Here is a 12,635-nt window from a genome sequence, read left to right as displayed (position 1 = left end):
CCTATTCCTTGTTGATCGCAAACCAGACGCCCGGATCAATGGGACTTTGCCCGTCCCTGACCTCGATATAAAGGGGCTGCGACGGGTCTACGGTATCTGCTTGGTTCAAAATACCGTCAACACCCACCTGTTCCCCCCCCAAAAGCCCCAGCGGCGCGCCAGCATCCACGATTTCACCGGGCTCACCAAAAGCCTCTGCCAGCCCTGACAAGACAAATAGCACATCTGCGGCAGGTTCAAGGATGATGACTGTGCCATGATCCAGAAGCGGCCCGCGAAACAGGATCGTCGCGGCAACAGGCGCCGTCACCAGCGCACGTGGCGCGGCGCGAACCATCACCCCGGGCTGGTCTTCCAGCACCGTGACCGCGCCAGCGACCGGCAGCGGCAAATCACCCGTTGGCGTCATCGCGGCCTGCACATTGGGGGCGACAGCTGCCAACCGGTCAGCAAAAGCGGCAAGCGTATCAGTGCTGGCCAATAAAAGAGCTGTCTGGACCGGATCCTCTTCAAACCGGCGCGGCAAATCCGTGCGCTGCGCGATAGCCTGCCCCAGATCCGCACGCGCTGTCTGCGCCCCACGCAGCCCGTCTGTCAGCATTGCAATCGCGTCCTGTTGTAGCCCTCGCAAACGGTTCAATTCAGCGACCTGCGCCGCCAGTATGGCCGCCTGCGCCTGTAGCGCAGGTGTCAAATCCGCCACGATCATGCCTGCGCGCACCGCATCACGTGGCCCGTTTGGGTGGGTCATCTGCACTGGCAGCGGGGTGCGGCTGATTGCCTGCAACGCCCCTAGCAAGGTCGCCGTTTGCGCCCGATTACGGGCCAGATCATCCGCCACCACGGCCTCTTGGGCCGTCGCTTGGCGCAAACTATCCCGCAAGGCGGCCAGACCCGCCTCATAGGCCTGCACCGTCGCAGTCAGGGCTGCAACGCGGTCGCGTGTAGTTTCAGCCGCAGTCAGGCGGGCCTGGGCCGACTCCAGCTTTTCCGCAGGCGTTTGCGCAGCGTCCTCTGTCACCTGTGCCGCCAAAGGAAGCGCAAGCAAAATCAAAAGCGCGGCAAGCCTCATCTGACGATCAGACTGCGCCCTGTCATTTCCGGCGGCTGTTCAAGCCCCATCAAATCCAGCAGCGTCGGCGCAAGATCAGCCAACCGGCCGTCACGCAACCGCACGCCCTCCGGTCCCCCGATCAGGGCGACAGGCACGGGGTTCAGCGTATGGGCAGTGTGCGCGCCACCTGTGTCAGGGTCGATCAACATTTCACAATTGCCATGATCAGCCGTCAGCACCATGGCCCCACCTGCCGCCCGCAAGGCGCCCAACACTTGCCCCAAACCAGCATCCACGGCCTCGCAAGCCCTGACCGCAGCGCCGATATCACCCGTATGCCCCACCATATCAGGGTTGGCATAGTTGGTTACGATCAGGTCATATCCATCACCAATCGCCTTTACAAAGGCTGCAGTCACCTCTGATGCGGACATCTCTGGCTGAAGGTCATAGGTGGCAACCGCCGGCGATTTTGGCATATGCCGGTCCTCGCCTGTTTCCGGCACTTCCTTGCCCCCGTTCAGGAAAAAAGTCACATGCGGATATTTTTCTGTCTCGGCTAACCGGAATTGACGCAACCCGTGTTTGGCCACCCATTCACCAAGTGTATTTTGAAGGTCCCGCTTGGGAAAAACGGCATCAAACCATACGTCGTGCTGGTCTGAATAGCTGACCATCCCAAGCAGCGCGGCAAGTTCTTGCTGCGTCCGGTCAAATCCAGAGAAATCCGGCGCGGCGATTGCCGCCAGAATTTCACGCGCCCGGTCAGATCTGAAATTCAGACAGAACAGGCCATCACCCGGGGCAAAGCCTGCATAATCGCCGATCACCGTAGCCGGAATGAACTCATCTGTCTTGCCCGCTTGATAAGCCGCCTCAATCGCAGTCTCTGGCGTGGCGGCCCGTGCGCCCTGCCCCATGACCATCGCATCATAGGCAGTCTTGACCCTGTCCCAGCGGTTGTCGCGGTCCATGGCGTAATAGCGCCCGATTACAGTCGCAATCTTTGCGGCCGCAGGTAATTGGCTTTGCAGGCGCGCCATGAAACCCAGCGCAGATGACGGGGCTACGTCACGCCCGTCGGTTATCGCGTGAATGATCACTGGCACACCGGCCTGCGTCATCGCCACAGCGGCCGCAGCGATGTGATCCAGATGCCCATGCACGCCGCCATCAGACACGACACCCATCAAATGGGCCGCCCCACCGGTCGCCTTCAGTTTTTCAATAAAGCGCACAATTGCCTCTTGCTTGGCAAAAGACCCGTCCGCAACCGCCATTTCAATCTGGCCAAGGTCCATTGCCACAATCCGGCCTGCACCGATGTTGGTATGCCCAACCTCGGAATTGCCCATCTGGCCAGCGGGCAAACCCACATCATGACCATGGGTCACCAGCTGCGCATGGGGGCCGCGCATCACCGCATCGAAATTTGGCGTATGGGCCAGCATGGGCGCGTTGCCTTCTGTTTCGTCACGCAAACCCCAACCATCCAGGATGCAAAGAACAACAGGCTTTGGCACCGACATCAGACCGCTCCTTTTTCTGCTGGTTTCAACTTATCCGATCGCTGGCCCAAGGGGAACAGCATCCCCCTTCATCTTGGCCAAAAAACTCCCGCCGGAGGCGGCATCACACCCGATGATAGGGCGATCCGGCAAGGATGGACGCCGCCCGATAAAGCTGCTCTGACAGCATGACCCGCACCAACATATGCGGCCAGACCATTTTGCCAAAGCTCAGGCTGGTATCCGCTTGCGTGCGCAGGGCCGGGTCGATCCCATCAGCCCCGCCGATCACGAACGCCAGATCCTGCCGCCCCTGATCGCGCCACGCGGCCAGCTGGTGGGCAAAATCGGGCGATGACAGGATCTTGCCGCGCTCATCCATCGCGCAGATCAATGCCCCGTCAGGAATAGCGCGCTGTAGTAAAACAGCCTCGGCCGCCATGCCACCGCCCTTTTTATCCTCAACCTCAATCAATTGCGCAGGGCCAATCGCCAGCGCTCTGCCTGTCCGGTCGAACCGGGTCAAGTAATCATCGTAAAGGTCACGCGCTGGGCCCTGCCGCAGCCGACCCACGGCGCAAATATGCACACGCATCAGGCCGGTGTCACGACCCCGGGCTGCCACATCTTTTCCAACTGGTAGAATTCGCGCACTTCGGGCCGGAAAATATGGATGATCACGTCGCCCGCATCGACAAGCACCCAGTCACCGGTGTCTTTGCCTTCGGTCTTGGCGATCACCCCAAATTCCTGCTTCAGCCGGTCCGCCAGCTTTTCGGCAATTGCGGTCACCTGCCGCGTGGACCGACCAGATGCGATGACCATGTAGTCACCCATTTCGGATTTCCCGCGCAGATTGATCTGCACGACATCTTCTGCTTTGTCGTCGTCCAGGGATTTCAACACAGCGGCCAGCAAAGCTTCGCTGTTCGCGGTTTTCAGGGCTTTCATGACGTGAACCCCTGCGTTGACTGCATCAGCAGCCGTGGTGGAAAGAGACAGTGCATCGTCCTCCTTATAAAACGCCGCCATGGCCCCGGCGCAGGGCATAGATGTAAAATAGCAATCATCACCCTGATTTTCAATAAAAGAGCAACAAACCTACTGACGTGGATCAATAAATGCCTTGCCATCGGTTTTGACCAGCGCCAAGGGCAAGCCAGAAAGGGCATCTGACAGCGGCACAATCCCGGCAACGTCTGTCACCCATCTGCCTGTGACAAACCGTTTCTGGATATCGCTGAACGCTTCGGCAATACGCGCAGGATCGGTTTGTTGCAGCCAGCGGGTCAACCAGAAGCCAGCGATCTCCTTCCCTTGAAAAATCAACTGCCCCAGTTGCGTCAGCACTGGGGCCTCGGTCGCCAGTTTCCCATAGTTGATCCACCGCGCTTGGGCGGGCATTGCAAAAAACAGGTCTGCCGTGAACTGGTCGCCCACGGCATCCAGCAGAACGCGTGGCGATAGCGTTTTAAAGATGTTGCGCGCCTGATCCAATGGGTCGGCATCGCCGGTTACAATGACCTCTGCCGCACCCAAATCGCGCAATGCGGCTGCCTGCGCCGCACGCCGGACAACCGCGATGGGTTTAATCCCGTGATCGCGGCCCAGCGCAATCAGCAATTTGCCCAGTTGCGACCCGGCAGCGTTCAGCACAAAACTGTCCGCGCCGCTGTCGCGCACGACATCAAACAGAGCAATCGCCGTCAGCGGATTGACCAGCAGGCCCGCCGCATCCGGTTCGGCCAGATCGGCGCGACAAGGCACAAGCCTGCTGGCATCGGTCAGCGCATATTCGGCCCATGTGCCTGACGCGGTCGCAAAGAAACTGACGCGTTGCCCGATCAGTGGCGTATCGCCACCCACAACTTGGCCCACGGCCTCGAACCCGGCAGGGATGCCTTTGCGCCGGGGCTGGCCATATTCGCCCTTGATGAAATGAATGTCCGACGGGTTCACCGCCGCCAGATGCACCTTGATCAGCGCCTCCCCCTTGCCGGGGGTTGGCACATACACGTCGCGCAACGCTACAAAGGGCGCTATATCGTCGATATCAGGGCCAGTCTGCGTGCCAGCATAACCGTCGTGCAACTGGATCAGGGCGCGCATCTTGCTGGGCAGGGTCATCGCTGGCTCCTAAAGGTCAAAGGTGGCAAAAACCGGCGCGTGATCGCTGGGTTTGCCCCAGCCGCGCGCGGCGCGCAGGATCCGGCTGGAATGCGCCGCATTCCTGATGTCCGGCGTGGCCCAGATATGATCCAGCCTGCGGCCCTTGTCAGCCGCATCCCAATCGGCGGCGCGGTAAGACCACCAACTGAAAAGCGGGCCATCGGGAATATCGGCGCGGGTCACATCCGCCCAGTCACCCGCCGCCATCACATCGCCCAGATGGTCCACCTCGACTGGCGTGTGGCTGACCACCTTGAGCAGTTTCTTGTGATCCCAGACGTCATCTTCGCGCGGGGCGATGTTCAGATCGCCCACAAGGATGGATTTTTGCGGTCGGTCAGCATGAAACGCATCACGCATTTCGCTCAGATAATCCAGTTTCTGACCAAATTTTTCATTGACTGCGCGGTCTGCAACGTCACCGCCCGCGGGCACATAAAAGTTGTGGATCGTCACGCCGTTTTCCAGCTGCCCCGCAATGTGGCGGGCATGGCCAAGCTGGGCGTAATCCTCTGCGCCCGCCTCGACGATCGGCAGTTTGGACAGGATCGCGACACCGTTGTAACCCTTTTGACCGCGCGCAACCATATGCGTGTAACCAAGCGCGCGAAACTGATCCAGCGGGATCTTGTCCACCGGGCTTTTGCATTCCTGCAAGCACAGCACATCAGGGGTTTCTTCGCGCATCAGCCGCGCCACGATATCTTCGCGCAGACGGACAGAGTTGATGTTCCATGTGGCAAGGGTAAAGGCCATCGGTGTTCCTTACAGCAAAGCGGCGGCAGGGCGGATAGCACCAGTCACCTTGTCACGCCGGTTGGTGATGGGCGGCGACATGCGGGCAATCGCAGCAGGATGCGCGGGGTCCAGCACCCCGAGCTTGACCAGAATGGCCGCCATTGCGCTTTCGCTGGCACGTGTGGCCCCATCGGCGATTTTCAAGGCAACACCCAGACGCTTTTCGGGGATGATCGCGATGAACACACCCTCGGCCCCGGTTTTCACCGCGACCTTGTGATCCATCGCGCGCATCAGGTCGGTGCAGGCGCGCCCCTCGCCCGCGACAAGGGCGGGATAGGTCATCATCGCATTAATCAGCTTGGTCGCGGCTGCACTGCGGGTGTCGGACCGGTCGTGCGCGCTGGCGAAAAACGCCATGGCACGCCCCAGCCCATGCACCGTGCAGGCGTGGTTGGGGGCTGAACAGCCGTCGATCCCATAGGTCGGGCTGGTTTGCTGTGTCACATCCTCGAACGCGGCTTTGATGGCCTGCTGCACCGGATGGTCGATCACTTCGTAATCTGGCCCACCCTGCAAATGTTTGTTCAGCGTCAGAAACCCTGCGTGTTTACCCGAACAGTTGTTGTGGACCTGGCAGGGGCTTTCGTGGCTGCAAATCAGCGCCTCGCGGGCGGTGCGGTCATCGGGCATTTGCGGGCCGCAGCGAAAATCATCGTCCGTCAACCCCAGTTCGGCCAGCCATGCATTCACGCGGGTGGTATGGATGGCCGCGCCATTGTGCGACGCGCAGGCCAGCGCCAGCTGTTCATCCGACAACCCCGCTGCAGCACCGCTTTCCACCAAGGGCAACGCCTGAATCATCTTGCACGACGACCGGGGATAGATCACCGCCGCCGGATCGCCCCATGCATCGACAATCTGGCCGGTGTCATCACACACAACTGCGTGACCACGATGCACCGATTCCAAAAGATCACCGCGCCACACCTCGACCATATCCACTGTATTTGCCATTTTTCGCCTTTTTGACTGTTTGCGTCATCATATGATGACCTGCCCGGTTGTTTGGGGGCTTTCCCCGACGGGCGGTTTTTTGCTACCACCATGGGTATCGAGTTGAAACACGCCCCGCCAGCCGAAAAGGTGCCCACAGATGCACCGCAGGTAAAACAGGGGCACCAGAGGCAAGGACAGCTTGGAGGCTGTAAGATGATTTTTAGAATTTCTCGGATGATCGGTGTTTTGGCAGCGCTGGCAGCGGCAAGCACCGCAACAGCACAAGAAAGCGCAAACCGCGTTGCGGCAAATACGGATTGGAGCGTGTTTGTCGAAACCAACCCGAACGAATGCTGGGCCGTTTCCGCGCCAAAGGAAACCCTGAATACCCGCGACGGCGCGCCGGTGGACGTGCGGCGGGGTGATATTCGGCTGATCGTCTTTTATCGCCCCGCACAAAACGTCGCAGGACAGGTGATGTTCGCGGGCGGCTATCCTTTTGCCAGCGGGTCAACCGTATCGGTTGATATCGGCGGCACGACATTTCAGATGTTTACCGAAAATGAAACGGCATGGCCCGCCGGCGCCGAAGAAGATTCAAGAATCGTCGAGGCGATGAAACGTGGCGCCGATGCGGTTGTGACTGGCCGGTCGGGCCGTGGCACCCAGACGCAAGACACCTTTAGCTTGCTTGGCTTTACCGCCGCGGTCGAGGAAGCGGCCAGCCGCTGCGCGGGTTAAACGCATTTTCCTTTGGAAAACGCCTGCCTCCGGCGGCGAGATTTATGCGCGCAAGACGCGGGGGTTTCTTGTGAAACCGGCCCGCGCCTTCTATATGGCGTGTTTGATCCTGTGACTGGAGCATCGACATGGACATCAAGGCCCCGATTACCCAAGATGTGCTGACCATTCCGCGCAAAGCGCCGGAGGGGCCTGTTAACCTTGTTGGTCTGACACGCGATGCGATGCGTGATGCGCTGATTGCCGCAGGCACGCCGGAACGGCAGGCCAAGATGCGCGTCGGCCAGATCTGGCAGTGGATTTACCATTGGGGGGTGCGTGACTTTGAACAGATGACCAATCTGGCCAAGGATTACCGCGCCATGCTGGCCCGGACATTCGTTGTGGCCATCCCCGAGGTTGTCACCCGGCAGGTCAGCGGCGACGGCACCCGCAAGTATCTGGTGCGCATTGCAGGTGGTCACGAGGTCGAGGTGGTCTATATCCCCGAAACAGATCGCGGCACCTTGTGCATTTCATCCCAGGTCGGTTGCACGCTGACCTGTTCGTTTTGCCACACCGGCACGCAGAAACTGGTGCGCAACCTGACGGCAGGTGAAATTATCGGGCAGGTGATGGTCGCGCGTGATGATCTGGGTGAATGGCCGGTGCCCGGCGCGCCCAAGGACGAAACCCGCCTGCTATCCAACATCGTGCTGATGGGCATGGGGGAACCGCTGTATAATTTCGAAAACGTGCGTGACGCGATGAAAATCGCGATGGATCCTGATGGCATTCAGTTATCGCGTCGCCGGATCACGCTTTCGACATCTGGCATCGTGCCGGAAATCGCGCGCACCGCGCAGGAAATCGGGTGCCAATTGGCGATTTCCTTTCATGCCACCACAGATGAGGTGCGCGACAGGCTGGTGCCGATCAACAAGAAATGGCCCCTGGCAAAATTGCTGGAGGCTTTGCGCGACTACCCCAAGGTCAGCAATTCCGAGCGGATCACCTTTGAATACGTCATGCTGGATGGCATCAACGACAGTGACGAAGATGCGCGCCGCCTGATCAAGCTGATCGACGGTATCCCCGCCAAGATCAATCTGATCCCCTTCAACGAATGGCCCGGCGCGCCCTACAAACGGTCATCGAACAACCGCATCCGCGCCTTTGCCGATATCATTTACAAAGCTGGCTATGCCTCGCCTATTCGCACGCCGCGGGGCGAAGATATCATGGCCGCCTGCGGGCAGTTGAAATCAGCGACCGAGCGGGCGCGTAAATCAAAGGCGCAAATTGCGCAGGATGCAGGGTTATAAGTGCAAGTTGGCTAACTGAATGTTCACCAATTTGTGGTGAATCGGGACCATGAAACATATTATACATGGCCTGCCGCCCGAAATCCTTGACGCCCTGCAACATTTGGGGGGCCGTGACGACGCGGAAATCCACCGCATCATCTGCGAAGCTCTCCGCAACGACTTTCGTCGCCGCGCGCTTCTTTTCAAAGCGCGCAGCAGAAAAGCGCACGCCGCCTAGACAAGCAATGCGCGCGCTTGATCTGGCGACAGCGCGGCGGGACGGGCGCAGGTGGTGGTCAGATCGACAAACCGGCGTTCAGCGCCGGCCCGCAAAATGCCTGTCATCACATCAACCGCATGCACGGCCAGATCAATATTGCAGCGGTGTTCGCGGCCCTCGGCAATCGCAGTGGCCATATCGGCCAACCCGGCGCAGCGGTAATTCGCCTGGTCTTTCTGGTTCGGAACGCCAAAGGGGTGATCCCATTCAGGCAAGGCGGTGATTTCTTCGCCCGGCATACCGATTTCGACCGTGCCACCAAAGAAATTGGGGTCAGGGATGAACAGCGACCCGTCCGCGCCGTAAAGTTCCATGTTCGCATGGCGGTGCGCCCAGACATCCCAGCTTGCCCCCAGCGTCACGGTTGCGCCGTTGGCGAATTCCAACAGCGCGTGAATATTTGTCGGCGTATCGACAGGCACCGTTTCGCCAAGACGCGCGCCATTCCCGATGGTCCGTTCCTTGAACGTGGCCGTGGCCAGCGATGCCACGGATTTAACCGGCCCGATCAACTGGATCAGGTTGGTGATGTAATAAGGGCCGATATCCAGAACCGGGCCAGCACCGGGCTGAAAAAAGAAATCAGGGTTGGGGTGCCATGCTTCCATCCCGTGGCTCATTACATGGCAGGTGCCGCCGATGATCCGGCCGACATCGCCCGCGTCGATCGCGGCGCGGGCATGTTGGTGCGCGCCACCCAGAAACGTGTCCGGCGCAGAACCAACGCGCAGGTTTTTTGCCGCCGCCAGTTCGCGCAACGCCTCGCCTTCGTCCAGCGTCAGCACTAACGGTTTTTCTGAATAGGCATGTTTGCCCGCCTCGAGGATGCGGCGCGTCACCTCATAATGCACAGCCGGGATTGTCAGGTTGACAATCACATCCACATCACCGGCGGCCAGCAGATCATCCACCGTGTCGGCGCGCACGCCGAATTCTACCGCGCGCTGACGCGCCGCATCCATGTTGATATCGGCCACGGCCCGCAGGGCCAGCGATTTGAAAATTGGTGCAAATTGCAGATATGTCGTCGAAATGTTGCCGCATCCGATGATGCCGACGCCTAGCTGTGTCATGGGTATGTTCCTTTAGAAATCTTTGATCGCGGCAAGGCTACGGCGCGCAAAACGCAGGTGATCGCTCGGGTTGTCATGTTCAACGACATAGTGATCAACCCCAGCGGCCAGCAACGCGGCGTGGATCGCAGCCCAATCCATGATTCCCTGGCCCACGTCTGCCCATCCGTCTTCGTCCGTGCATTCACCAGGCCGCGCAATGTCCTTGACGTGCACAGCCGAAACGCGACCGGCATAGGTCTTGATCCATTCAACAGGGTCGTGCCCGGCGCGATGCACCCAGCCCAGATCCAGTTCCAGCATCAGGTCCTCAGACGCGGCGGCAATCAGGTCCAGTGGGCGTGCGCCGGTATCTGTCGCCACCAGTTCAAAGTCGTGGTTGTGCCAGCCGAATGTCAGCCCAGCATCGCGGAACGGCTTGCCCGCCGCCGCCAGCCGCGCCCCAAACGCCGCCCAGCCAGCCGCATCGGTGGGGCGCGCATCGGGCATCACATAGGGGACAAACACCTTGGCACAGCCCAGTGCCTTGATCTTGGCCAGTGTGGCAACGGTGTCATCTTCCACCATATCCAGCCCCACATGGGCGCTGGTCATGCGCAGACCAGATGCATCCAGCCCGGCGTGCAACGCATCCATATCATCAAACAGGCCGCCATAACCCTCTACTTCGGTATAGCCTGTATCGGCCAGCATGTGCAGCGTGTCTGCAAGCGGTGGAAAGTTGCGTGAACAATAAAGCTGATAGGAAATGCGGGGCATTTTCGTGTCCTTTGTGATAACTGTCTTGGGTGGCTGCGCCATCTGTTCGCATGCGATCCCAGGCTGGTTCAGGTTGGGTCAAAGGCGGTCTTCGGTCTTTTTGTCGAACAGGGATGCGCGCGCAGGGTCGATCCCGATGGGCAGTGTTTCGCCCGCTTTGACGCGCGCCTGCCCGTCCATGCGCACCCGGAACAAATGCTGCCCCAGCTTGGCGTAGACCAGCGTGTCGGATCCCATGGGTTCCACCAGATCAATCGTCACGTGAAACTGCAACGGTGCGTCTGCCGCCAGCGGACCTGTCGCCACATGTTCGGGGCGAATGCCTATCACGGCGGGCCGGTCGGCGGTCTGGGCATCCGCAAAGTGATAGCCGGTCATCGGCAACACCATATCGTCTACCTTGAAAGTGCCGTCCACCAGGTGCCCCGCCAGAAAGTTCATCGACGGGCTGCCGATGAAATCGGCCACATAAAGGTTGCGCGGCTGGTTGTAAATTTCATCGGGGCTGCCCAGCTGCATGATCTTGCCACCCTTCATCACGGCAATCCTGTCAGCCAGCGTCATTGCCTCGACCTGATCATGGGTGACGTAGATCATCGTATTTTTCAGCTGATTGTGCAGGCGCTTCAGCTCTACCCGCAGATCGACGCGCAGTTTTGCATCAAGGTTCGACAGCGGTTCATCAAACAAGAAGACATCCACATCGCGCACCAGCGCCCGCCCGATGGCGACCCGTTGGCGTTGCCCGCCCGACAGCGCACCGGGCTTGCGATCAAGCAGCGGCTCAATCTGAAGAATTTCCGCGGCCCGCGCGACGCGCCTTTCGATTTCGGCCTTGGGCACACGCGCATTTTTCAGACCGAACGACAGGTTTCCCCGGACCGTCATCTGCGGGTAAAGCGCGTAGGATTGGAACACCATGCCGATGCCGCGGTCACTGGGTTCGGCCCAGGTGACATTGTTGTCCTTGATGAAAATCTGCCCGTCGGTGACTTCCAATAGGCCGGCGATACAGTTCAGCAGGGTTGATTTGCCACAGCCAGACGACCCCAGCAGCACCAGAAATTCGCCTTCGTGGATGTTCAGGTTCAGCTTTTGCAGAACTTGCACTGCCCCGAATGACAGGTCCAGATTTTTGATTTCGACGGAATAGCTCATCCTTTGACAGCCCCTGCTGCGATGCCCCGGACAAACAGCTTGCCCGACGCGAAGTAGATAACAAGTGGCACAAGGCCGGTGAGTAGCGTTGCCGCCATGTTGACGTTGTATTCCTTGACCCCTTGCACCGAATTCACGATGTTATTGAGCTGGACCGTCATCGGGTAGGTGGCGGGTTTTGTGTAGATCACCCCGAACAGGAAATCGTTCCAGATACCGGTGACTTGCAAGATGATTGCCACCACGAAAATCGGCAGCGCCATAGGTAACATGATCTGGAAATAAATCCCCCAGAACCCAGCCCCGTCAACGCGGGCGGCCTTGAACAGTTCCTCGGGCATGGCTGTGAAATAATTGCGAAATAGCAGCGTCAGGATCGGCATGCCGAACACTGTATGCACCAGCACCAGCCCCCACAAATCGCCCATCAGCCCGATTTCGCGCAGCATGATCACGATCGGATACAGCATCGTCTGATAAGGAATGAAAGCACCGATAATCAGAATAGTGAAAAACACCTCTGAGCCTTTGAACCGCCAGTTAGCAAGCGCATAGCCGTTGACCGATGCGATGGTGATCGACAACAAAACCGACGGGATCAGGATTTGCACCGAATTCCAGAACCCCCGCGACAGACCGTCACAATTGATGCCCGTGCAGGCCCCCGACCATGCCTTGACCCAAGGTTCAAAGGTGATCTCCATTGGTGGGCCAAACACGTTACCCATCCGGATTTCCGGCATCCCCTTCAGCGATGTGACAACCATCACGTAAAGCGGCAACAGGTAATACATGCTGACGACGATCAACGTGCCGTAAAGCATGATATTGCCCCGGCTCAGCATTTTTTTGGGTTTCGGACCCTTTGGG

General features: G+C 59.2%; 13 protein-coding genes. 2 read left to right on the top strand and 11 right to left on the bottom strand.

Annotated elements, in window-relative coordinates; translation table 11 throughout:
• Position 1 precedes the first annotated feature (1 nt).
• The 7 genes from IBX59_RS01475 to IBX59_RS01445 all read right to left on the bottom strand — a co-directional run bounded on the left by IBX59_RS01475 (position 2) and on the right by IBX59_RS01445 (position 6,486).
• Positions 2-1,072 (bottom strand): hypothetical protein, encoded by a 1,071-nt coding sequence (locus IBX59_RS01475; protein ID WP_296371642.1) that lies wholly within the window; start codon positions 1,070-1,072, stop codon positions 2-4.
• Positions 1,069-2,583 (bottom strand): 2,3-bisphosphoglycerate-independent phosphoglycerate mutase, encoded by a 1,515-nt coding sequence (gene gpmI, locus IBX59_RS01470; protein ID WP_296371640.1) that lies wholly within the window; start codon positions 2,581-2,583, stop codon positions 1,069-1,071. Before gpmI ends, IBX59_RS01475 begins: the two co-directional genes overlap by 4 nt.
• Before the next feature lie 103 nt (positions 2,584-2,686).
• On the bottom strand, positions 2,687-3,157 hold the full coding sequence (gene rlmH, locus IBX59_RS01465; RefSeq protein ID WP_296371893.1) for a 23S rRNA (pseudouridine(1915)-N(3))-methyltransferase RlmH: 471 nt from the start codon (positions 3,155-3,157) through the stop codon (positions 2,687-2,689).
• On the bottom strand, positions 3,157-3,612 hold the full coding sequence (rsfS, locus tag IBX59_RS01460) for a ribosome silencing factor (RefSeq protein ID WP_296371638.1): 456 nt from the start codon (positions 3,610-3,612) through the stop codon (positions 3,157-3,159). Before rsfS ends, rlmH begins: the two co-directional genes overlap by 1 nt.
• Positions 3,613-3,663: 51 nt before the next feature.
• Complete coding sequence (locus tag IBX59_RS01455) at positions 3,664-4,689, bottom strand: zinc-binding dehydrogenase (RefSeq protein WP_296371636.1); 1,026 nt, start codon at positions 4,687-4,689, stop codon at positions 3,664-3,666.
• A gap of 9 nt (positions 4,690-4,698) precedes the next feature.
• Positions 4,699-5,487 carry an exodeoxyribonuclease III gene (locus IBX59_RS01450; protein ID WP_296371633.1) on the bottom strand — a complete coding sequence of 263 codons (789 nt, stop codon included), beginning with the start codon at positions 5,485-5,487 and terminating at the stop codon, positions 4,699-4,701.
• A gap of 9 nt (positions 5,488-5,496) precedes the next feature.
• Positions 5,497-6,486 carry an asparaginase gene (locus IBX59_RS01445; protein WP_296371631.1) on the bottom strand — a complete coding sequence of 330 codons (990 nt, stop codon included), beginning with the start codon at positions 6,484-6,486 and terminating at the stop codon, positions 5,497-5,499.
• A 195-nt stretch (positions 6,487-6,681) separates the two neighbouring features.
• Here IBX59_RS01445 and IBX59_RS01440 point away from each other — a divergent pair, with 195 nt between their 5' ends.
• Both IBX59_RS01440 and rlmN read left to right on the top strand, forming a co-directional pair.
• Positions 6,682-7,209 carry an invasion associated locus B family protein gene (locus IBX59_RS01440; protein WP_296371628.1) on the top strand — a complete coding sequence of 176 codons (528 nt, stop codon included), beginning with the start codon at positions 6,682-6,684 and terminating at the stop codon, positions 7,207-7,209.
• A 128-nt stretch (positions 7,210-7,337) separates the two neighbouring features.
• The gene (gene rlmN / locus IBX59_RS01435; protein WP_296371626.1) at positions 7,338-8,513 is read left to right on the top strand and encodes a 23S rRNA (adenine(2503)-C(2))-methyltransferase RlmN; all 1,176 of its coding nucleotides are present in this window, start codon (positions 7,338-7,340) and stop codon (positions 8,511-8,513) included.
• 216 nt (positions 8,514-8,729) lie between these two features.
• Here the strand turns inward: rlmN and IBX59_RS01430 are convergent, their stop codons facing one another.
• The 4 genes from IBX59_RS01430 to IBX59_RS01415 form a co-directional block, all read right to left on the bottom strand.
• Positions 8,730-9,848: a Gfo/Idh/MocA family oxidoreductase gene (locus IBX59_RS01430; protein ID WP_296371625.1), complete on the bottom strand. Its 1,119-nt coding sequence runs from the start codon at positions 9,846-9,848 to the stop codon at positions 8,730-8,732.
• A 12-nt stretch (positions 9,849-9,860) separates the two neighbouring features.
• Positions 9,861-10,607 carry a sugar phosphate isomerase/epimerase gene (locus IBX59_RS01425; protein WP_296371623.1) on the bottom strand — a complete coding sequence of 249 codons (747 nt, stop codon included), beginning with the start codon at positions 10,605-10,607 and terminating at the stop codon, positions 9,861-9,863.
• A 78-nt stretch (positions 10,608-10,685) separates the two neighbouring features.
• Positions 10,686-11,765: an ABC transporter ATP-binding protein gene (locus IBX59_RS01420; protein ID WP_296371621.1), complete on the bottom strand. Its 1,080-nt coding sequence runs from the start codon at positions 11,763-11,765 to the stop codon at positions 10,686-10,688.
• The gene (locus IBX59_RS01415) at positions 11,762-12,610 is read right to left on the bottom strand and encodes a carbohydrate ABC transporter permease (protein ID WP_296371892.1); all 849 of its coding nucleotides are present in this window, start codon (positions 12,608-12,610) and stop codon (positions 11,762-11,764) included. The genes IBX59_RS01420 and IBX59_RS01415 overlap by 4 nt, the downstream gene beginning before the upstream one ends.
• Positions 12,611-12,635 lie beyond the last annotated feature (25 nt).

The organism is Yoonia sp. (genome assembly GCF_014859355.1).
Lineage (GTDB): Bacteria > Pseudomonadota > Alphaproteobacteria > Rhodobacterales > Rhodobacteraceae > Yoonia.
Note: the sequence above shows the minus strand (reverse complement) of the source record. Positions and strands in the feature narration are given on the sequence as shown.

What these genes read in the sequence shown, in the direction of transcription:
- IBX59_RS01475 (WP_296371642.1), bottom strand. Translation starts at nt 1,072, where the DNA reads ATGAGGCTTGCCGCGCTTTTGATTTTGCTTGCGCTTCCTTTGGCGGCA.
- gpmI (WP_296371640.1), bottom strand. Translation starts at nt 2,583, where the DNA reads ATGTCGGTGCCAAAGCCTGTTGTTCTTTGCATCCTGGATGGTTGGGGT.
- rlmH (WP_296371893.1), bottom strand. Translation starts at nt 3,157, where the DNA reads ATGCGTGTGCATATTTGCGCCGTGGGTCGGCTGCGGCAGGGCCCAGCG.
- rsfS (WP_296371638.1), bottom strand. Translation starts at nt 3,612, where the DNA reads ATGCCCTGCGCCGGGGCCATGGCGGCGTTTTATAAGGAGGACGATGCA.
- IBX59_RS01455 (WP_296371636.1), bottom strand. Translation starts at nt 4,689, where the DNA reads ATGACCCTGCCCAGCAAGATGCGCGCCCTGATCCAGTTGCACGACGGT.
- IBX59_RS01450 (WP_296371633.1), bottom strand. Translation starts at nt 5,487, where the DNA reads ATGGCCTTTACCCTTGCCACATGGAACATCAACTCTGTCCGTCTGCGC.
- IBX59_RS01445 (WP_296371631.1), bottom strand. Translation starts at nt 6,486, where the DNA reads ATGGCAAATACAGTGGATATGGTCGAGGTGTGGCGCGGTGATCTTTTG.
- IBX59_RS01440 (WP_296371628.1), top strand. Translation starts at nt 6,682, where the DNA reads ATGATTTTTAGAATTTCTCGGATGATCGGTGTTTTGGCAGCGCTGGCA.
- rlmN (WP_296371626.1), top strand. Translation starts at nt 7,338, where the DNA reads ATGGACATCAAGGCCCCGATTACCCAAGATGTGCTGACCATTCCGCGC.
- IBX59_RS01430 (WP_296371625.1), bottom strand. Translation starts at nt 9,848, where the DNA reads ATGACACAGCTAGGCGTCGGCATCATCGGATGCGGCAACATTTCGACG.
- IBX59_RS01425 (WP_296371623.1), bottom strand. Translation starts at nt 10,607, where the DNA reads ATGCCCCGCATTTCCTATCAGCTTTATTGTTCACGCAACTTTCCACCG.
- IBX59_RS01420 (WP_296371621.1), bottom strand. Translation starts at nt 11,765, where the DNA reads ATGAGCTATTCCGTCGAAATCAAAAATCTGGACCTGTCATTCGGGGCA.
- IBX59_RS01415 (WP_296371892.1), bottom strand. Translation starts at nt 12,610, where the DNA reads ATGCTGAGCCGGGGCAATATCATGCTTTACGGCACGTTGATCGTCGTC.